Source organism: Paenilisteria riparia FSL S10-1204 (assembly GCF_000525995.1).
Lineage (GTDB): Bacteria > Bacillota > Bacilli > Lactobacillales > Listeriaceae > Listeria_A > Listeria_A riparia.
Genome location: NZ_AODL01000013.1, coordinates 59,016 through 80,147, shown reverse-complemented (window position 1 = coordinate 80,147; position 21,132 = coordinate 59,016). Strand labels below are relative to the sequence as shown.

The 21,132-nt window shown below is 40.6% G+C and carries 19 protein-coding genes, 3 pseudogenes and 1 riboswitch; of the genes and pseudogenes, 17 read left to right on the top strand and 5 right to left on the bottom strand.

Annotated features, from left to right (window positions below):
* Window positions 1-77: 77 nt before the first annotated feature.
* The 7 genes and pseudogenes from PRIP_RS09760 (at window position 78) to PRIP_RS09730 (ending at window position 7,318) form a co-directional block, all read left to right on the top strand.
* A complete protein-coding gene (locus PRIP_RS09760; RefSeq protein WP_149023806.1) occupies window positions 78-1,199 on the top strand; it encodes an MBL fold metallo-hydrolase in 1,122 nt (373 codons plus the stop codon).
* Window positions 1,200-1,209: 10 nt separating this feature from the next.
* Entirely contained in the window at window positions 1,210-1,437 is a 228-nt protein-coding gene (locus PRIP_RS09755) for a DUF3006 domain-containing protein (RefSeq protein ID WP_036101011.1), read from the top strand.
* 81 nt (window positions 1,438-1,518) lie between these two features.
* Window positions 1,519-1,628: riboswitch (SAM riboswitch) on the top strand.
* 133 nt (window positions 1,629-1,761) lie between these two features.
* A complete protein-coding gene (locus tag PRIP_RS09750) occupies window positions 1,762-2,817 on the top strand; it encodes a methionine ABC transporter ATP-binding protein (RefSeq protein ID WP_036101010.1) in 1,056 nt (351 codons plus the stop codon).
* A pseudogene (locus PRIP_RS09745) lies at window positions 2,777-3,428 on the top strand (methionine ABC transporter permease). The gene PRIP_RS09750 and the pseudogene PRIP_RS09745 overlap by 41 nt, the downstream one beginning before the upstream one ends.
* A 28-nt stretch (window positions 3,429-3,456) precedes the next feature.
* Window positions 3,457-4,311, top strand: a complete 855-nt coding sequence (locus tag PRIP_RS09740; RefSeq protein ID WP_036101009.1) for a MetQ/NlpA family ABC transporter substrate-binding protein — start codon at window positions 3,457-3,459, stop codon at window positions 4,309-4,311.
* Complete coding sequence (locus tag PRIP_RS09735) at window positions 4,307-5,527, top strand: M20 family metallopeptidase (protein WP_036101008.1); 1,221 nt, start codon at window positions 4,307-4,309, stop codon at window positions 5,525-5,527. The genes PRIP_RS09740 and PRIP_RS09735 overlap by 5 nt, the downstream gene beginning before the upstream one ends.
* Before the next feature lie 138 nt (window positions 5,528-5,665).
* A complete protein-coding gene (locus tag PRIP_RS09730; protein WP_036101007.1) occupies window positions 5,666-7,318 on the top strand; it encodes a peptide ABC transporter substrate-binding protein in 1,653 nt (550 codons plus the stop codon).
* Between the two features lie 26 nt (window positions 7,319-7,344).
* Here the strand turns inward: PRIP_RS09730 and PRIP_RS09725 are convergent.
* A pseudogene (locus PRIP_RS09725) lies at window positions 7,345-8,563 on the bottom strand (CynX/NimT family MFS transporter).
* A gap of 17 nt (window positions 8,564-8,580) precedes the next feature.
* On the bottom strand, window positions 8,581-9,249 hold the full coding sequence (locus PRIP_RS09720; protein WP_036101006.1) for a FadR/GntR family transcriptional regulator: 669 nt from the start codon (window positions 9,247-9,249) through the stop codon (window positions 8,581-8,583).
* Window positions 9,250-9,411: 162 nt separating this feature from the next.
* Here PRIP_RS09720 and PRIP_RS09715 point away from each other — a divergent pair, with 162 nt between their 5' ends.
* Entirely contained in the window at window positions 9,412-10,470 is a 1,059-nt protein-coding gene (locus tag PRIP_RS09715) for an AI-2E family transporter (RefSeq protein ID WP_052008849.1), read from the top strand.
* Between the two features lie 42 nt (window positions 10,471-10,512).
* Here the strand turns inward: PRIP_RS09715 and PRIP_RS09710 are convergent, their stop codons facing one another.
* The gene (locus PRIP_RS09710; protein ID WP_036101005.1) at window positions 10,513-11,400 is read right to left on the bottom strand and encodes an alpha/beta hydrolase; all 888 of its coding nucleotides are present in this window, start codon (window positions 11,398-11,400) and stop codon (window positions 10,513-10,515) included.
* Between the two features lie 6 nt (window positions 11,401-11,406).
* Window positions 11,407-12,231 (bottom strand): alpha/beta hydrolase, encoded by an 825-nt coding sequence (locus tag PRIP_RS09705; protein ID WP_036101004.1) that lies wholly within the window; start codon window positions 12,229-12,231, stop codon window positions 11,407-11,409.
* A 167-nt stretch (window positions 12,232-12,398) separates the two neighbouring features.
* On the opposite strand from PRIP_RS09705, the gene PRIP_RS09700 reads away from it, so the two are divergent.
* From PRIP_RS09700 to PRIP_RS09690, 3 genes are all read left to right on the top strand, one after another.
* A complete protein-coding gene (locus tag PRIP_RS09700; protein ID WP_036101003.1) occupies window positions 12,399-12,857 on the top strand; it encodes a DUF4064 domain-containing protein in 459 nt (152 codons plus the stop codon).
* A 291-nt stretch (window positions 12,858-13,148) separates the two neighbouring features.
* Window positions 13,149-13,715 carry a sugar O-acetyltransferase gene (locus PRIP_RS09695; protein WP_036101002.1) on the top strand — a complete coding sequence of 189 codons (567 nt, stop codon included), beginning with the start codon at window positions 13,149-13,151 and terminating at the stop codon, window positions 13,713-13,715.
* Between the two features lie 117 nt (window positions 13,716-13,832).
* Window positions 13,833-14,039, top strand: a complete 207-nt coding sequence (locus PRIP_RS09690; RefSeq protein ID WP_036101001.1) for a hypothetical protein — start codon at window positions 13,833-13,835, stop codon at window positions 14,037-14,039.
* 69 nt (window positions 14,040-14,108) lie between these two features.
* On the opposite strand, the gene PRIP_RS09685 is transcribed toward PRIP_RS09690, so the two are convergent.
* Entirely contained in the window at window positions 14,109-14,360 is a 252-nt protein-coding gene (locus PRIP_RS09685) for a DUF3116 family protein (RefSeq protein WP_052008848.1), read from the bottom strand.
* 669 nt (window positions 14,361-15,029) lie between these two features.
* Here PRIP_RS09685 and PRIP_RS09680 point away from each other — a divergent pair.
* From PRIP_RS09680 to PRIP_RS09655, 6 genes and pseudogenes are all read left to right on the top strand, one after another.
* Window positions 15,030-15,329 (top strand): lmo0954 family membrane protein, encoded by a 300-nt coding sequence (locus tag PRIP_RS09680; RefSeq protein WP_036101000.1) that lies wholly within the window; start codon window positions 15,030-15,032, stop codon window positions 15,327-15,329.
* A gap of 29 nt (window positions 15,330-15,358) precedes the next feature.
* Window positions 15,359-16,229, top strand: a pseudogene (locus tag PRIP_RS09675) (PspA/IM30 family protein).
* 465 nt (window positions 16,230-16,694) lie between these two features.
* Window positions 16,695-17,831 carry an N-acetylglucosamine-6-phosphate deacetylase gene (gene nagA, locus PRIP_RS09670; RefSeq protein WP_036100999.1) on the top strand — a complete coding sequence of 379 codons (1,137 nt, stop codon included), beginning with the start codon at window positions 16,695-16,697 and terminating at the stop codon, window positions 17,829-17,831.
* 16 nt (window positions 17,832-17,847) lie between these two features.
* The gene (locus tag PRIP_RS09665; protein ID WP_036100998.1) at window positions 17,848-18,552 is read left to right on the top strand and encodes a glucosamine-6-phosphate deaminase; all 705 of its coding nucleotides are present in this window, start codon (window positions 17,848-17,850) and stop codon (window positions 18,550-18,552) included.
* A 122-nt stretch (window positions 18,553-18,674) separates the two neighbouring features.
* The gene (locus tag PRIP_RS09660; protein WP_036085941.1) at window positions 18,675-19,397 is read left to right on the top strand and encodes a GntR family transcriptional regulator; all 723 of its coding nucleotides are present in this window, start codon (window positions 18,675-18,677) and stop codon (window positions 19,395-19,397) included.
* A gap of 121 nt (window positions 19,398-19,518) precedes the next feature.
* Window positions 19,519-21,132, top strand: coding sequence for a copper resistance CopC/CopD family protein (locus PRIP_RS09655; protein ID WP_159101535.1), 1,614 nt, complete (start codon window positions 19,519-19,521; stop codon window positions 21,130-21,132).

Below are 21,132 nucleotides of genomic sequence, written 5' to 3'. Positions count from 1 at the left end.
TCACCCAAGTTGTGGCGCACCTATTTACTCCCCGCAACGATTCTGCTATTCTAAAGAGATAGAAACAGGGAGTTGAGATTTTGAAGAAATTAACATTATGGAGCATCGCGACGATTTTTATGTTGGCGCTACTTAGTGGATGCTCGAATAACACACCATCTTCAAGTATGACAGAAAGCACACTGAATGGTGCGAAATTCACGTTTTTTGATGTGGGGCAAGGCGATAGTACGCTAATTCAAGCCGATGACGGCACGACGATTTTAATTGATACAGGCCGTCATGATGATAATCGGATTTTGACGTATTTAGAGAAGGCGAATATTACAAAGATTGATTTGTTGCTTTTGACACATCCGCACTCCGATCATATTGGTAACGCGGACAAAGTCATTAAGCAGTATAAACCGAAAGAAATTTGGATGGATGGCCTTGTTTTTAACAGCTCGATTTATGAGCGGGTTATTGACGCGGCGCTGGCTTCGGATGCGAAGTATAAAGAACCACGACGCGGTGAGAAAGCGACATTTGGACCTTTTGGCATTCAAGTGTTGAGTCCAGACAAGCTTTCGGATAACGCGAATAACGATTCGATTGCGATTCGTTTAACATACAAAGATATGGCGGCGATTTTCACGGGAGATGCGGAGAAAGGGCGTGAACGTGAGATGGTGGACAGTGGCTTGAAACTGGACGCGCAGATTTTAGATTTGGGACATCATGGTTCCTCGACATCGAACCAGCCATACTTTTTAGATGCTGTGAAACCAGAAGTAGCCGTATATTCTGCAGAAAAAGGCAATTCTTACGGTCATCCGCACCGCGAAGTTATTCAATGGCTAAAAGACCGCGATATTAAGACATACGGCACCGATGTGGAAGGCACAGTAACTATTGAAACAGATGGTAAACAGCTTCACGTAGCAACAGAGAAATCAGGCACACCAGCTCCAGGAAACGATAACGGCAAGCAAAAAACAGAAGAACCTGGCGAATCCGTTCCAATGCCTGACAAAATCAACATCAATACAGCTACCGTCGAACAACTGCAATATTTACCAAGTATCGGCCCTGTTTTAGCTGATAAAATCATCGCTGAAAGACCTTACCGCAGCATCGACGACCTCAAAAAAATCAACGGCATCGGTCAAGGCATTGTACGGCAAATTAAAGCACAAGGCAAAGCAACCGTAAAGTAGGTGAATCAAGATGAAAAAAGCGATTTTAGACCGAGTAGAAGACGGAAAAGCGGTTTTTCTACTCGAACCGAACCAACAAACATGGACGATGCCACAAGCAGAATTACCAGCAGGCATTCACGAAGGCAGCTCTGTTATCATTCAAGGCAAAAAGATTACACTAGACACACAAGCCACCGTTGAAAATAAAGCAAGAATTGCCGCCAAGCTCGAGCAGTTGCGCAACAAGAAGCAATAAGCCACCAAGAAATTTTGAAAAAGTAGTTGACAGTATCCGAAATAAACGATATAGTTATAAAAAATAAATAACGACTTACACATTTTATCCAGAGAGGTGGAGGGATTTGGCCCTACGAAACCTCGGCAACAGATCAGATTTTGATACTGTGCCAATTCCAACAAGCATTATGTGTGCTTGATAGATAAGGTGGGACGACAAAGACTGCATTAATATGACTGTATAATTATTCGGTACATAGATGTTTGGATTAGAATCTCCTCTTATTGACTTAAGGGGAGATTTTTTTGTGTTAAGGTTCGGACAACTTGGGGGAGTGAGAAAATGATTGAATTTAAAGACGTAACAAAGACATTCAAAAGTGGTGGCAAAGAAATTACTGCACTAGACGGTGTCAGCTTAACCATTGAAAAAGGAGACATATTCGGCGTTGTTGGTTTGAGTGGTGCTGGTAAGAGTACTTTGATTCGCACAGTGAACTTGCTGGAGCGACCAACGACAGGTTCAGTAACAATTGCAGGAACGGATTTAGCTAGCTTAAGCTCGAAAGATTTACGCGCAGAACGAAAAAAAATCGGAATGATTTTCCAACATTTTAACTTGCTGAATTCAAAAACCGTATTCGATAATATCGCGGTACCGCTTGCATTAATACATACGAATCGCAAAGAGCGCGAGAAACGTGTCATGGAATTATTGGCATTCGTCGGTCTTGCCGATAAAGCCAAAAACTACCCAGATCAACTATCCGGCGGGCAAAAACAACGCATCGGCATCGCTCGAGCGTTAGCCACAAACCCTGATGTCCTGCTCTGCGACGAAGCTACGAGTGCTCTCGATCCAGAAACAACAGGTGCCATTTTAGAATTACTAAAAAAAATCAATAAAGAATACAATATTACAATTCTACTTATCACCCACGAAATGTCTGTTATTCGCGAAATATGTAACCGCGTAGCCGTGATGGAAGGTGGTAAAGTGATTGAAGAAGGTAACGTATTCGATATTTTTTCTAATCCAAAAAGTCAAACGGCTCGGAATTTCGTTAAAACAGTTATCAATGACGATATTCCAGCAAGCGTTTGGAAACTTATTCAGAATCATAACGCAACGGTTTGGAAATTTACTTTCGTTGGCGAATCTTCAGGAAATCCATTACTATCGAATATTGCAAAACAATTTGGTGTAAATGTCAGTGTTTTAAGTGGGAATATTTCTGAAATTCAAGATATTGCATTCGGATACATGATTGTCGAAGTCACAGGAGATGCTGCCGAAATCGCGAAAGCATACGAGTATGCAGCCACACAAAATGTCAAACTAGAGGAGGTGACTGTCGATGGAAGTTACAACGGAGCAGCTGCTAACAGCGTTTACTGAAACACTTTATATGGTCACTTGGTCACTCCTTTTCGCCTGCATCATCGGGATTCCACTCGGCGTACTTCTCGTTGTAACACGAAAAGGTCATATTTTACAGAACACAGTGATTTTCAATATTTTGAACCCCATTATTAACATTTTGCGATCCGTGCCGTTTTATTATTTTGCTGGTTGCGTTAATTCCGATTACTCGCTTTATCGTGGATTCATCGATAGGCGTGAAAGCAGCGATTGTACCACTTGTTTTCTATGCAGGACCATACATTGCCAGACTTGTGGAAAACTCGCTCTTAGAGGTTGATCAAGGCATTATCGAAGCTGCACAAGCAATGGGTGCAAACGCATGGCAAATCATTTGGCGCTTCATGTTGCCAGAAGGTTTAAGCTCACTCATCTTAACATTAACGACAGCAACAATCGGATTGGTTGGAGCCACCGCAATGGCAGGCGTTGTTGGAGCAGGTGGTATCGGGAATTTAGCTATCACTTACGGCTATCAACGCTACGACAATATCACAATGCTAGTCACAGTCATCATTCTTGTCGTCATCGTCCAAAGTGTCCAATCACTCGGAAACTTTATCTCACGCAAAATTCGCAGACGTTAAAAAATTATATAAAAGGGAGTTTTGGTTTATGAAAAAATTAATTTTAGTTTTAACCCTAGCATTATTAGCAGTTGTTGTTACAGCATGTGGTGGCAGCGATGAAAAAGCAAGCGGCGACGAGAAGAGCCTAGTTATTGGCGTAAGTGCTGGAGACCGTACATGGCCGGAAATTAAGAAAATAGCTGAAAAAGAAGGTATCAACATTGAACTAAAAGAATTCAGCGACTACGTATTACCAAACCGTGCTTTAGCGGATGGAGACCTAGATGCCAATGCATTTCAAACAATCGCTTATTTCGACGATTTCATTAAAGAAAACAAACTAGACTTAGAACCACTTGCATCAACAGTTATCGCACCAATGGGGATTTATTCGAACAAAGTAAAAGACATTAAAGATATTAAAAACGGTGCAACAATTGCAGTTCCAGATGATAGCACGAACTATGGCCGCGCATTACTACTTTTACAAGAAGCAGGTTTAATCAAGTTAGCTGATGATTTTGACGGTAAAGGCTCACCAGATGCAGTAAAAGAAAATCCGAAAAAACTAGACATCAAGCCAATGGTTGCCGGTCAAATCCCGCGCGCACTAGATGACGTGGATGCAGCTGCCATTAATAATGGCGTAGCAGTTGAAGCCAAACTGGATCCACTAAATGACTCTATTTTCCTAGAGTCCGACACAGCAAAACCATATATCAACATCATCGCTGTACGCAAAGGCGACACAAAACGCGAAGCTTTACAAAAAATCGTGAAAATTTACCATTCCGATGAAATGAAACAATTTATCGAAAAAACATATAAAGGTAGCTCAATCCCAGCATTCATTCCACTTGATGAGTTAGCGAAATATAAAGAAACCTGGTCGAAAAATTAAAAAGCAGGAGGTATCCGCACAATGGTACAAACAAAAATTCGATTTAGCAAAGACAATCCAAACGAATATTGATTCACATAAAGACTTTTATATAGAAGTAAGTCATGACATTCATGATCACCCTGAAATCGGAAATGAAGAATTCTACGCTAGCGAGAAATTGGCAGATATTTTGCAACAAGCAGGTTTTGAAGTAGAACTAGATGTTGCAGGCCACAAAACAGCATTTATCGCCCGTAAAAAAGCAAGTAAACCAGGAACGGCAGTCGCTTTCCTAGCAGAGTATGACGCTTTACCTGGCCTCGGTCACGCATGCGGCCATAACATTATCGGAACAACAAGTGTCGCGGCAGCCATTGCTCTGGCCGAAGTGATTGACGAAGTGGGCGGTGAAGTAATTGTGCTTGGAACGCCAGCCGAAGAAGGCGGGCCAAACGGCAGTGCCAAAGGAAGTTTTGTAAAACATGATTTGCTTCGAGGCATTGATGCGGCACTAATGATTCATCCATCCAATGATTCTGCGCTGACGACACCATCCTTAGCGGTTGATGTGTTAGAATTCGAGTTTTTCGGCAAGCCAGCCCATTCAGCCGCAAATCCAGAAGACGGTATTAATGCCCTTGATGGCCTGATTCAATTTTATAATGGTGTGAATGCTTTACGGCAACACGTCACATCTGATGTACGCATCCATGGCGTTATTTTAGACGGTGGTCAAGCGCCAAATATCGTTCCTGATTACACGAGAGCTCGTTTCTTCACACGCGCTGCCAAACGTCATCACCTGGACGAAGTAACGAAACGTGTGATTCAAGTAGCAGAAGGTGCGGCGATTCAAACTGGTACAACATTCAAAGTAACAAACATTCAAAACGGTGTGGATGATTTTCTAATCAACAAACAATTCAATCGCGTCTTTGCACGTATTGCCGAACAATTAGATGAGCCAGTAAAAACAGATAGCCGTGGCATTGGTTCTACAGACGCAGGAAACATCAGCCAAGTTCTACCAACGATTCATCCGTACATTAAAATCGGACCAAGCGATTTGGTTGGGCATACAGTTGAATTCCGTGAAGCCGCTAGATCGGAAGTCGGCGACCAAGCTCTTATTAAAGGCGCGAAACTCATCGCTTTAACGGCGCTGGAACTTTATACAGACCAAAAACTACTGGCTGACATCAAGAAAGAGTACGAAGAAACAAAACAAATTTAGTTTAGAAAGAGGCAAGTCTCGACTTGTCCCTTTTTTACGTTATAAATAAAACAATTCGGACAATTTAGAAATAAGTGTTTATTTCAGAGAGAAAATAATGTATGATAGACATATTCACACAAAAAAGGGGAGCTACAGATGAAAAAAAGATATAAACTAGGCACAATCTTGCTAGCAAGCGCACTCATTTTATCCGCATGTGGCGGTGGGGGAAAAGACACAACAAGTGAAGCCAGTGACAAACAAGTCCTGCGCGTCATTGAATCCACAGAAATTCCATTGATGGACACAACTCTAGCAACCGACGGCGTAAGCTTTACCGCAATGAATCAAGTATTTGAAGGGCTGTACACCTTAGACAAAAACGACCGAATTATTCCAGCAGCAGCAAGCGCAATGCCAAAAATAAGCGAAGACCAAAAAACATACACGATTCAAATTCGCGATAACGCTAAATGGTCAGATGGGTCCGAATTGACAGCGAATGACTTCATCTACGCATGGCGCAAAGTCGTAGATCCAACTTCAGGAGCCCAATATTCCTTCTTATACCGCGACATCGTCCAAAACGCGAGCGAAATCCTAGACGGTAAAAAAGACCCAACCGAACTCGGCGTCAAAGCACTGGACGACAAAACGCTCCAAATCAACCTAACGCAAGCAGTACCGTACTTCAATTCACTCCTAACATTCGGTCCATTCTACCCGCAAAAAGAAAGCTACGTGAAAAAAGAAGGCAAAGACTTTGCGAAAGATTCTGACCATATGATTTATAACGGTCCATTCACGATGAAAGACTGGTCTGGCACAAGCAAATCATGGAAGTTCGAAAAAAATGACGACTACTGGGATAAAAGCAATGTCAAATTAGACCGCATCGACGTACAAGTAGCCAAAGAGCCCGGTGCAGCAGTAAATCTCTACAATACAGGTAAAGTCGACCGAGCACCATTGACAGGCGACTATGCAAGCCAGTACAAAGATAACCAAGAGTTCATTGCAGAACCCGATTCCTACGTCTATTGGCTTAAATTCAATCAAAAGCGCGACGGCAAACCGACCGATGTAGCCAACCTCTATTTACGAAAAGCAATTGCCCAAGCAATCAATAAAGAAGCATTAGCTGACACAGTCATTGCAAACGGAGCCACACCAATCAACGGTGAAATTCCAAAAGGCTTTGCACAAAATCCAAACACAGGTAAAGACTTCCGCGAAGACAGTGGCGACCACCTAACTTACAATGTCAAAGCCGCTCAAGCCAATTTTGCAAAAGCGCAACAACAGCTCGGAAAAAAAGGTATCACACTTGAGCTTGTCGGCGATGACCAAGAGTTCGCGAAGAAGACCCTAGAATTCATCCAAAGCGAACTACAAACGAACTTAAAAGGCCTTACCATCACATTAAAAACAGTCCCATACAAAAATCGACTAGCACTAGACCAAACCCAAGACTACACCGTACAACTATCACGTTGGGCACCGGCTTACAAAGACCCAATGACTTACATCGCGAGCTGGCAAACAGACAACAACTATAATAACATGGACTACTCCAACCCAGCCTACGATAAACTAACAACAGACATCACGACAACATTAGCCACAAATCCAGAAGCTCGTTGGCAAGCCATGCTTCAAACCGAAAAAGTCCTGCTTGACGATGATGCAGCCATTGCACCACTATATCAAAACGCGACAGCAGTTCTGGAAAAACCATACGTAAAAGGCGTTGTTAAACATCTATTTGGCGCTCCGTATAGTTTCCGTTGGGCTTATATCACTAAATAAAGAAATCCGCCATCTGGCGGATTTCTTTATTTAGAAAATACTTTCTTATCCCGAGCTGCATCTAAACCAGTAATAAACAGTAGTAATGTAGCGAAAACCAAAATCCCTAACGGAATCGTGTAACCACTCGTCAAATCATGTAGAAACCCAAATAAAGTTGGCATTGCTGCGGCAAGCAAGTAACCAATCGATTGCGCCATACCAGACAAATCTGCAGCCTCAATTGCTGTTGTCGTTCGTAAATTAAAGAACATCATACAAACGCTAAATGCCGTTCCCGAAGCAATCCCGACTAGGAATACGGAAGCTGTGGTTAACCAGATATGCCCAGAGCCAAACATTAAGCCACTCGTTCCAGCGAGCAACAACAAGCACATCACAATCACAATCGGCTGCTGTGACTTCATTTTGCTAGCAATAATCGGTACAATAAACGTAAACGGTAAAATCCCAAGTTGCAAAATCGATAACATGAATCCCGCCTGCGCACTTGCAATCCCTTGATCAATTAAAATACCAGGTAACCAAGCTACCATCACATAAAAAACAGTAGACTGCATACCCATAAAAATTGTAATTTTCCAAGCGAGCGGTGACTTCCAGATATTCTTTTTTTTTAGGTTTCGTAGCGGCAGACACTGGAGCAGTTCTTGTATTGTATCTTAATTGCGGTAACCAAACTATGAGTGCAATAATCGCAAACACCGACCAAATAACAAGAGCTCCTTGCCAACCTAGACCTGCATTCACTGCAATGGGGACGCTAAGTCCAGAAGCCAGCATCGCCGAGACATTCATCGAAATTGAGTAAATTCCAGTCATTAAGCCCATTTTAAACGGGAATTCTTTTTTGATTAAGCTCGGTAATAACACATTACCCACTGCAATCGCAAGGCCAATCAAGAAGGTACCAAATAAAAGTACGGGAATTCCGCCGAATGGTCGAATCAGACTCCCAAATACCATAAAGCAAAGTGCCAAAAAGACAAGTAATTCCATGCCCCATTTTCGTGCTAGTTGCGATACAAATGGTGACAAACCTGCAAAAGCAAGTAAAGGGAGCGTCGTCAAGAACCCTGTCATTGTGTTCGAAAGTGGCAAATCAGCGCGCATATAGCTTAGCAGGGGACTAACTGCTGTAATTGGCGCTCGTAAATTCGATGCAACGAGTATAATGCCAATAATTAATAGTAACCGACTTCTCACTTTCACGCTTTTTTGTGTACGCACAAGCTCTTCCCCCATCTAGTTCATTCCCCTTTCTACGGCAAAATAATTTGTTTAAAGTGCGAAATATACATATCCACACAATGCACCGCAGAAGCCGCATCTTGATTCCGAATAGCCAAAATCAAGTCATTATGCCCAGCCGCGCTCGCATCGTTCATTTCTGTCGTACTCGTAATCGAAATTTGAATCTCTTCAAATAAATGCGCGTACATATCGATAAGTAAAGGATTATAAGAAGCAGCCGTAATCGCCTGATGTAACTGCCAATCCGATTCCACAAACTTCTCTAAATTATTCTCTGTCGTATATTGAAAACAAAGATCGCGAAACTTCTCCATCTCCGCCAAATCTTCCTCTGTGCGACGTAAACAAGCAAGCGAAACGGCTTCCCGATCCAGTGCATGCCTAACCTCTAAAATCTCCAAAACAGCCGCACTCTGAATCCGTTTTTGCAAAACCGCGTTTAATTCACTCGTTGTTAAAACAAATGTTCCATCACCTTGCTTCACTTCTAGTAAACCAACATGTGCCAGTGCACGAATTGCTTCCCGTAACGTATTGCGACTCACACCAAATTGCGCCATCAATTCCGCTTCCGTCGGTAATCGATCTCCGATTTCCCAAACACCACGCTTAATCATCTCTTCAATTTGGCTATATACTTGTTCTACCAACGATTTTTTTTCTAATTTATGTAGCATATTTTAAAACTCCTTTAAAGGTAGGATGATTGGTTCATAGGATATATTACGCGATTTTTAGAAAAAAGTAAAGAGGAAAATAAAATAAAAGGCCACATATTTTTTTCAGAAAAGAAGCAAAGTATGCTAGAATGGTAAAGAAAACGATTGGAGTGGTGTTCAGTGGAAGAACTATGGGAGAAATTTAAAGCAAATATAGGATTGCAGCGAGTTCTGATTTTCGCGCTACTCATTTTTGTCCTTTATTTAGTAAGGAGTATGATTGACTTAATCTTACTCACATTTATTTTTACATTTTTAATTACACGGTTGGAAAAAGTGATTTTGCGGTGGGTAAAGGTGCCAAGAAAGCTCATCGTGACGATATTATACATACTAATTGTCATATTCCTTTACATCGCGATAACACATTATTTGCCAATCATTATCGAGCAAATTATTTATACATTCAACGCAGTCATGAAATTTTACAATAACCCAGGAAACAACGATTTTATTAAATACGTTATGGGTCTTATTAACGACTCAAATATTAAAGCTTATATCAATTCTGGTTTGAAATTCATTATTGGCTCACTGAGCGGTATCGGAAGTATTGGTGCATCATTCTTCATGGCATTGATTCTAAGCCTGTTCTTCTCACTTGAGCAAGAACGTGTAGTCCAATTTTCAAGCAAGTTCTTAACAAGCAAAATCGGTCCAGTGTTCCGAGAAATTGCCTACTTTGGCAAAAAATTCGTCAGCACATTCGGAGTCGTACTAGAAGCACAATTCTTAATCGCGCTTGTCAATACGTTCTTAACGACAATTGCACTCATCGCGATGGGCTTCCCACAAGTGTTGACATTATCCATTATGGTTTTCCTTTTAGGACTAATACCAGTAGCTGGAGTCATCATTTCCTGCATTCCGCTATCCATTATTGCGTACTCGGTCGGCGGAATTACAGATGTTATCGTCATATTAATCACTGTTGTTATCGTGCACGCCATCGAAACCTATTTCTTAAATCCAAAACTAATGTCATCAAAAACCGATTTACCTGTATTCTACACATTCATCATCCTTATCTTCTCAGAACATTTCTTCGGCGTTTGGGGGTTAGTTGTAGGAATCCCAGTCGTTGTGTTCTTATTCGACGTTTTAGGCGTAAGAGGGGACGAGAGCGAACTAAATAACCGCAATTTTTGGGGGTTCAAAAAGAAACAAAAGAAAGCATAAAAAAGCGCTGAATCGTTCTGGATTCAGCGCTTTTCTTATACATCATGATGACGGCCACAAGAATTCACTCACAGCCGCGTCGACATCTTTATTTTCGTGTAATTTACTGTGCTGTGCTTGTTTCCCTGTAAACGTAAGTTCCTTATAACTCGCCACCTGATCAAAAATAAATTTCCCAGATAAGGCACTTGCTAGCGAAACACTCGTGTCACTCTTCGTACCATCTTCTACATCACCAGCAATGTTTAAAACTTCAAGTGTTGTAGGAATTACTTTTTTATTTGTCATGAAATTAGCAAAACGTTCTGTTTGCATCGCAGGTCCAGTTTCGGTTAAATCATAAGCCGTCTTACCATCTTTACCTATTTCTAGTCCATTAAAAGGGGAGCCCATTGCGACGAATTTTTTGACAGTAGGGAAGTCGGGTTTATTCCCAACCTCTTCTAAATATCCCGTCCAGTCCACGCCACCCATCGAATGACCGACGACATTAACAGTAGGAATATGATATTCGCTTTTTAATTTGCGCATGACATTTTGTAACCAGACGGTCTGGTTTGTCAGGGAACTTTTATTATCTTCAAACAGTACTTGAATCAGCGGGTTCTTTGCGAATTTATCCCACTCACCAGTTACATTTACGACACCCTCAGGCGTAACAGACACGACAAAAGAACGCGTTGCCTCCCCATTACTCGCTAGACGATTCATCATGTGGCCCATCGAATTCTTCGTCCCAGAATATCCATGAAGAAACAATGTCGGTACATCGATTGTTTTCACTTTCTCAGAATCATTCACCGCGGCTGCTTTCTTCACTGTTGCTGTTTTTTTCGTATCCTCTTTCGCCGCTTCATGCGCACCGAATATAAAACTAAAACCAATAAAAAATAGAGCAATGACTGCAATGACCGTTAAAATTTTCTTCATGTGTAACTACTCCTTAAATCCCCATAAAAATTTAGCGACATAATGATCGACAACAGGGAGTTCATGCATATTACTATGTTTAGCAGTGGGACCAGTAAGCGTGTGTGCTTCCACTTCTTGGTTTGCAAACAATGTTTTTCCATACATAACACTGTCAATCTTCACTTCTCCATCACTGTTGGAACCGTCTTCGAGATTACCACCGATAATCATGATTTGCGTCGAGCTATTGAGCTTGTCTTCCATTTGTTTGGCAAATTTCGTATGAATCATGCTTGCGTTATCCAAATCTACTTCTTGATCCCCGTTTACATATTCTTCAGGATAGAATGGAACCGCCAAAAAGACAATCTTCTGAACTTCTGGATAGTTAGGATTATTAGCGTAAGAAGCAAGATAAGAAACCCATGCACCACCACCCATCGAATGACCAACCGCATTGAATTTTGTAATTTTATACGTATCTTCTAAATATCGCAAAACCTTCTTCGTCCAGAGTGATTGCTGTGTGACCGTCGCCCGGTTATCCGCAAAAACAATATTGATTAGCGGGTTATCTTTATCTTTTGGATACGTCCCCTTTACTGAGATATCTCCAGTGGGGCTTACTTTCACCGTCAAAGCATCTGTCGCCCAATCATACTTCTGATCAAAACGGCGAATCATCCCATGCAACGATCGATCTGTCCCGCGATACCCATGAATAAAAATAGTCGGTGTCGCACCTTGATTCACTTTCGGGTAGTTCCCGTGTAATTGAATCAAAATTAGGACCGACGCCGTTACAAAAATAGCAGATAAAAACCCCATCCATAAACTTTTTTTCCACATAGTCTATATCCTCTTTTCCAAAATAACAACATTTCTATGTAAATTATACAAGTTTTTAAAGGAAAACGCATCTTCTAGCATATTTTAAATAGTACTTTATTTTTACAGTAGGGTAAATTTATAGTATACTTAAAGACAAACACGTAGGAAATGAGGGAAGTTTTAATATGATTAAACGTACAGCAGAGGTAGTTCTATCTGTTATTGGGATGCTGTTTGGTATGGTGACACTGTTTGGTTTTACAGCTATTGGTTTTATTTTAGATAAAGCTATTAACAAGTCGGGCGGAGCGGAAACCTTTACTGAAGATTATTACAAGCAACTAAAAGAATCCGGTATTCCAGTATCGGAAGTGCCTAGTGCGAAACAAATACTCGATATGGTACATACATATGCCATTTTGGCCTTGATTGCAGCCATTATATTCACGGTTTTAGTAATTATAGGACTTGTTTGTATCACGGGGAACAAGAAGCCTGTTTTAGCTGGTTTCATGTTTTTAATTTCAGGTATTCTTGTAACAATCGGTGGCTTTGTTGTCGCAGGATTTGTACCTGGTTTACTGCTTGTCATTGCAGCGATTCTAAGTTTTGTCCGGAAGCCAAAAGATTCGTTTGGGATATAAGAAAGAAACCGTGCTTTTAGAGCCCCATAGGGTAGAATAGTATGGAGTGTGAAAGCGAGTAAACGTATCATGCAAAAAAGCAATATGTCTGAAATTTATTTCAACAGGCAGATTGCTTTTTTTATTAATACTATTTAATTTTTGGCAGTTGCGATGAATATTGAGATTCATCTAGCTATTTTAACAGTATCTGTAATATATCTCCTAGCTCTGATAAAAGTGTAAAAATGCTCTTATATAGACGGGATAGTAGCAATTAATTTTATCGAAACAAGAGAGGAGTGTGTTTTTATGAACGAAAAAGAAAAAATGATGGCTGGGTTACCTTATGATTCTAGGGATGCAGAATTAATTGGGCGATATAAACTAGCGAGAAATTATTTACTTACACTTAATAATACATCTAATATTGACGATAAAGAACAAATATTAAAGATGCTTTTAGGTGCTGTTGGGAATGGTGCATGGATAGAGACGCCCTTTATGTGCGACTATGGTAATAACATTAAAATTGGCGCAAATACATTTATAAACTATAATTGTGTTTTCATCGATGATAACTTGATAACAATTGGTGAGAACTGCTTGCTTGGCCCAAACGTTCAACTTTATACTTCAGAACACCCTATTGATGCCAAAAGTAGAATTATTGATTTCAAAACACATACTCGATATATCACAACTACCAAACCAATTACTATTGGTGACAATGTTTGGATTGGCGGAAATGTTGTCATATTACCTGGAGTAACAATTGGAGATAACGTAACTATTGGCGCTGGATCAGTTGTGACAAAATCAATTCCATCTGACAGACTAGCTGTTGGGAACCCTGCAAAAGTGGTAAGAGAAATTTAATGTCATATATGTTTTGCATAAGTTTTTTTAGCAAGTGCTCTTGTAAAGCTGTTTATCTTTGTTTTGGAGTGGGAAATAGAACAACATACGAGAAGATATTTGAAGGGGAGTTGCGAAATGAAAAATAAGAGGAATTGGTTATTGATTGGCTCTATCGTCGGAGCAGTCGGTGGCATCGTCACATACACCATCTTAAATCAGCGAACATTGGATCCATTTGAAGAGGGCAAAGAAGATATGGAGGACCTAGAAGGGGATAACATGGTTTCAGAAGGTGCAATGACAAGCATTAATTATGAAAATCGAAAACAAGAAAAGAAATGAGATTGATTACACCAATTTATTGAGACCTGCCGCCAAACATCTTCAGTTGGCGACAGGCTTTTTTTCATCTCAGTGACGTCTTTTCTCTATTAATTTTTGTCCCTTTGGTGTGATTTGGTAGCTGGTATCATCCAAATGGTATACGCGAAAAACATAACCGTAGCTTTCCAATGTGTAGAGGACTAAAAGTATGATATCTTTACTTAAATCTGTTTTTCTCTCTATTTGTGAACTTGCTTTGTTGAAATTTGTTAATGATAAACCACCGTCTTCCAAACTTTCTAAAATGGTGGTTAAATATTTGTCTATACTGCTATTCATTCCCCTTCACCTCTATTTCAGTTCATCCCATAAAACCGTAACCTTTACACATTGGAGATCCCTTTTTAATATGTGAATAATCACCTCCCATGACAAGTGGAATAAATTGTTTTTGTTTTATCACCTCCCAACCAGAGTATAACCTTTGTAAATAAAAAATAAAAATCTGAATCGATAGAATTTGTCATAAATAAATCAAAATAAGAAATAAACGGATAGTTACTCAGATTATAGAAAACGATTTTTTTATGCAAGAGATTCCTTGAATTTATTAATATTAGCATATCGAAAAATGATTATTTTCTAAACGCAGATGGATCTTCACTTCGGTCATGCTTATGTTTGAAAATAAAAATAGTTATAAATGAAATAGTTTAAACAAGAAGGTATGTATACGAATATATTGACCGAAGATTGGGGAGAGCGGCATCTTCAATACTATGAGAGATACATATAGTGTAGCATCGGAATAGAGCTTTTAACGGCGAAGTTGGGTATTTGCCTATACACTGAGTTGCTTTTTCGAGATGAAAATTATAGAATTTGGGAGTAAGAGAAAGTTTTTTGTAGTAGGACTCGAGTTGTAGTAAAAGTTCAAACCCTAGTAGCTTACCGAAGTTACGTATATCTTTTATGATAGTTGTATAGTAAAGCGAGGAGGACAAAGTCATGAGAGGAATTATAATTGGAATATTAGTCGCAGCACTTATTATTGCAATCATTGTTTTCCTGTGGCCTGCAATTATGGCAGCGATTGGAGCTGTACTCGGTTTTTGGGCCTGGAGGCAGTTAATGATAGCAAATACGACCTCTGAGAAAATTCTATACGGTGTACTTATTGGCGTTGGCGCACTAGTTATTTTATCTAATTTACAAGGTGTTATAACGGTGGTGATCATTGCTGCAATTGTCTATTTCTTAATGAGAAATAAGCGCAAACCTAGCAATCCGAATACATTTGACTATTAATATAGACGAAACAATTGGAGGAATAAACAATGACAAACTTTTTTAATAAATTTAAAACAGCGGTTACGAACGACTGGGAAACAATGAAAGAAAAGCGCGATGAGAAGAAACGTAATTCTGTATCCTACTACATGGACCAGACGAAGAAAGAAATGAAGGATATCGAACGGGCAGTAGACAAACAACGCGAACTGAAATCTTTATTCTATAAAGAATGCACAGAAATCGAGAAATACATCGAAAAACGCGAGCATCAAGCAGGAATCGCAGAGGAAGCTGGCGAAACAAAACTGGCTAACTTTGCAAAAGAAGAAGTAGCACAATATAAAGAGCAGTTAACAACAACACAATCTCATTATGATAATGCATCAGATCAACTAGATAAATTGGAATTACGAATGCACGAAATGCGCTTGAAATGGAAGAACTTGAAAACACAATATTTAGCAGAAACAGCGGAGAAGAATGCAACAGAAACAGCAGAAAAAATGGATAAAGTTATCCATGATATGAGCTGGGGCAGTGTATCAGACTATCACGAAGCACAAAAACAACGTGACTTAGCCGATACTGCGAAGAAACAGGCCGATATGACAAGCGAACTATCACAAACATTCGATGAATTAATGGCAGAACTTGAGAAGAAGACAGCAAAAGGCAAAGAAACACTCAAAGGTAAAACTCAAGATTTCACGAAAATGGTCGATGAAATTATCGAGCGCGAGAAACAGAACTTCAAGAAAAAAAGACAATGCCTCCATGGAAGAAATGTTAGAGGAACTAGAACGCGATGCAAAAAAACAAACAAAAGAAGAACAGCCATCTGAAGAAAAAGAAGTTTTAATACCAGAGCTTGAGAACAAAGAAGAGAAAGCTAAAGATAACAGCCCACAAGCATAAATAAAAGATTAGGATGTAGCGGATAGACACGTTGCATCCTTTTTGTTGGGAGTGTTATGAACGAAGTGAATTACAGTCCCAATATAAGCGTGAGCGCAGCGAGGGGTTAATCCCTCACGAGTGTTATGAACGAAGTGAATTACAGTCCCAATATAAGCGTGAGCGCAGCGAGGGGTTAATCCCCCACGAGTGTTCGACGCCAGACTTCCTTTCACTAACCGCTTCCCCCAACCTATCCAAAGACCCACACGCCCTACCCGTCACAATTTAGGGAACTAATCCTCAGAACTATTTTTTAGTGTAGCCATTTTCGCCAATCTCGTGCGTTTATGTCTCTTATTTTTACCTAGTTAAGAGGTTATTTTATCAAAAAATGGGGTAAAAGTAGAAATGTAAAGTGGTTGCAATTTGTAAAAAATGTTGTATAATAATTGGTATAGACCGATTGTAGAAGGGATGATTTAAATGACTTCAAAAGTAATCAAGAATGCGGTAATCTACACAGGGGATTCCGTGATCGAGAATGGTTTTGTTCGATTCGATAAAGCAGTAACAGAAGTAGGCGACATGTCTAACTATCAAGAAAGTGCGAATGAAGAACTACTAGATGCCAAAGGACAAAAGCTTGTACCAGGCTTTATTGATGTCCACTCGCATGGTGGTTATAGTTTTGACGCGATGGATGCTGATCCTGAAAAGCTAAGAAAACAAGTGAGAGGTATGCTAAACGAAGGAATTACGACCTATTTTCCAACAACGATGACACAGTCCAGTGAAAACATTGAGAAGGCGCTTAGGGTCATTGATGAAGTAGCAAAAGACGAGCCACTTATTGGTGGAATTCATTTGGAAGGACCATTTGTTTCGCCGGTGTTTAAAGGAGCGCAACCAGAACAATATATTACAGCACCAGATTTAGAATTATTTAAAACATGGTTTGATGCCAGTGGAGGCCGTATTAAGTTAGTAACATATGCGCCAGAACATAGCACGTCACCAGCTTTTGAAGATTTATGTTTGGAATTAGGTGTCGTACCTTCTGTAGGACATTCGAATGCTGTTCGTGCTGAATTGATTCATAGCAAGGCAAGCCATGCGACACATATGTATAACGCTTGTCGTCCACTTCACCATCGTGAGCCGGGAGTTGTTGGTCATGTTATGCTAGAACCAAGCATTCATGCAGAATTAATTGTGGATGGTATTCATGTACATCCAGATATGATTAAATTAGCTTACAATGTCAAAGGTCCAAAACGGATCAATATTATCACTGATGCGATGCGTGCTAAGGGTATGCCAGATGGCGACTACGAACTTGGTGGTCAAAAAGTATACGTGAAAGACCGTCAAGCACGTTTAGAAGACGGAACACTTGCAGGAAGTGTATTGCGCTATGATGACGCATTCCGCAATATGATTAAATTCTCTGGTTGTTCACTAGAAGACGCCGTATTAATGTCATCTGTGAACCAAGCAGAAGAGTTCAAATTAACAACAAAAGGTGGCATTGCAGTAGGTAAAGATGCCGACTTTAACCTTTTGGATGATGCGCTTGAAATCCAAGCCACATATTCATTTGGAACCAAGCATAGTAAATAGTAGGAGGAAATCATTCATGAACATTATTATAAAAGAAAATAAAGCAGAAGCATCCAAAGAGGCTTTCCAAATTTTTGAGAAAGCAATCAAAGCAGGCGAAGCGAAAACATTAGGTTTAGCCACAGGAAGCACGCCTACAGATCTGTATAAAGAGTTCGTTAATAGCGATTTGGATACTTCGGATATTGTGTCTGTCAATTTAGACGAGTATGTTGGTCTTGCGGCTGATGATCCAAATAGCTACCATTTCTACATGAACGACGTGTTGTTCTCGAAAAAGAAATTTAAAGAAAGCTATTTGCCAGATGGTTTAGCGAAAGATGCTGATGCAGAATGTGCGCGTTATGAGCAAGTGTTAGCGGATCATCCGATTGATATTCAAGTATTAGGAATTGGTACAAATGCACATATCGGTTTTAATGAGCCAGGTACACCATTTGAAACACCAACGCATAAAGTACTTTTGACAGAATCAACACGTGAGTCAAATAAAATTTATTTCGAACGAGAAGAAGATGTGCCAACACACGCGTATTCGATGGGAATTAAATCGATTATGGGTGCGAAAAAAATAGTTTTATTAGCGTTTGGCGAAAACAAAGCCCAAGCTATTAAAGATACTGTAGAAGGCAAAGTAGACGAAAGTGTTCCTGCTTCTGTTTTACAAAACCATCCCGATGTAACGATTATTGTCGATAAAGCAGCGGCATCCCTTTTATAAGAAAATAAAGAAATCATGCACCAAACTATTTTTGTTCACAGAGCGATAATGGTTTGGTGTGTTGTGGTTAGGCGTACTTTTGTGGTATAATTCATTCCAATAAAAAAGAAGGTGCGAGGCAAATGATAGATAAGTCGTCGGGAATACCGATTTATATTCAGATTCAAAGTGAAATTAAACAGAAAATAGAAGATGGCACTTGGCAAGTCGGTAAAGCCATTCCAGCAGAGCGGCAGTTAGCAGAGATGTTCCATGTGAGCCGAATGACAGTACGACAAGCGATTCAAGGGCTTGTGGATGATACGATTTTGCAGCGGCGCGTCGGAGCGGGAACATTTATTGCTGAGAAGAAGATGACGGAACATTTAGAAGCGGTTACGAGTTTCACGAATTTGATGATTCATGAGGGGAAAGTCCCTTCTTCTCGGATTGTGTCGTATGGGATTCGTCCAGCGAGTACGCAAGAACGGGAAGCATTGCAATTACCGGAAAATAGCAATGTGATGCGCATCGAACGGATTCGATATGGTGACAAAATTCCGATTCTTTTTGAAATTGTTGTTGTGCCGGAGAATATTGCGTCTTTATTGACGAAAGAGGACATTATGGAGTCGCTTTATGAGGCGATTTTATCAAAACTCGGTCAAAATATCGGCGAAGCGGAACAAATTATGGAAGCAGCGCTTGTTTCGGAAAAGGTAGCGCCATATTTAGATGTGAAAATGGGATCACCGGTGATGAAATTACGTCAGATTACCTTTTTGCAGGATGGTAGACCGTTTGAATTTACGCGTTCGCAATATGTGGGGAATAGGTTTCAATTTGTGGCACGAGTGAAGCAGTAGAATAAAGGGAAGTCGGCAGTTTAGATGCGGGCTTCTTTTAGTTTGAGCAGATTTATTTTTTGAGGACGGGAGGAATGGTATTGTAGAAGGTAGGAATTCTAGTGGGATGGGGGGGATGAATGTGCGGTCGGTATATGTTTGGTTTATTGTATTGCTTGCAGGAGGGTTACTTTATTTTGTGCCGGGGACGATTGTTGAGGCGCATGCGTATTTGCAAAGTTCGACCCCTGCGGATCAGTCTGAACTAGAAGTGGCGCCGAAGAATGTCGCCTTAACATTTACGGAGATGATTCAAAATGAGTATCCATCGATTATTGTTCGGGATTCGAAAGGGAACCGTGTGGAGAAGGGGAAAGCATTTATTCATTCGGAAAATGATCATGTAGTGGAAGTAGCGCTGCAAAATGACTTGCCAGATGATGTATATAGTGCGGAATGGCGTGTGGTCTCAGCGGATGGGCATCCAGTTTCGGGTGTGATTTCATTTAAAGTTGGAAAAACAAGTCAGGCGTTTGTAACGACGAGTGCCGCGGGTGACACGACGGCATCTTGGCCGAGTACGGTGATGAAAGGTATTCTATACATAGGTTTTAGCCTAATCGCTGGGATTATTTTATTTTTCTTGGCGCTGTATCATGGAGAAGTTAGTGAGAGAATGCGACGGAAGACATGTTGGTTGCTTTGCACTGGGCTTGGATTAGTGGCGCTTGGATTATTGCTTTTTTTACCGGTGCAGGTGCAAATTTACACTGGTGGGGATGTTTGGAATCTTGATGCGATGCTGGCAATTGTTCGGAAGGCGAGCATCGGGCATTTGTGGCTAATACAGATTGCCATGTTTGTGTTACTTGTTGTGAGTTTTGCCGTGATGTTGCGCAAAGAATGGCTTGGGCGTGTCTGGATGTGGACGTTTCCGGCGGTGTTTTTTGCGACCGTTTTGTTTGTGAAGGCGATGCAAGGGCATGCTGCGGGAAGTGCGAATAAAAGTGTGGCAATTCCGATGGATTTGGTGCATTTGGTTTGTGCGTCTGCTTGGGTCGGCGGGATTATTGTTTTGTTCGTAATGCTGGCAAAAGAAGAATCGGCTAGCCTTGTTTGGAATCGATTTAGTCCTTTTGCGGCAGTGTTTGTAGCAGGAATTATCGTGAGTGGTTTATTGATGAGCGTGATTAATCTTGGCTCGATGGTAAGTTTGTTTACAACAGAGTACGGGCATGTTATAATCCTGAAAATAGCTTTGTTTGCTCTCATGGGTGGACTTGGCTTGGTGCATTATTTATATATGCGCAATACTGGGAAGCTTGTTTCCGGGAAGACAGTGATTGCTGAATTCTGTATTGGTTTGGTGTTGCTTGGTGTTGCAGCGGTGCTTACAAATGTGCAGACGCCACCGCCGAAGCCGCCAGAAGCTTTTTCGGAAAAGTCAGCAACGAAAACGGGATTCGTATCTTTGAAAATCATGCCTACTGTGGTTGGGGATAATACGTTTTTGGTTGTGTTTACAGATTCGAATGGGCAGGTGCGGACGGACTTTCAGAAGGTGATGTTGACAGCGATTCCGCGTGGAAATAAGAAATCCAGTACGTTTGAGGCGAAGAAGAATGGACAAAATCAATATGTGGCGAATGGTTTGTATTTGAATGCGCCAGGTCGTTGGAAGCTAGAAGTTCACGCATTGACGGAGGATTTTACACCAATTGACGAAGCATTTACAGTAATGATAAAGGGGAGTTAG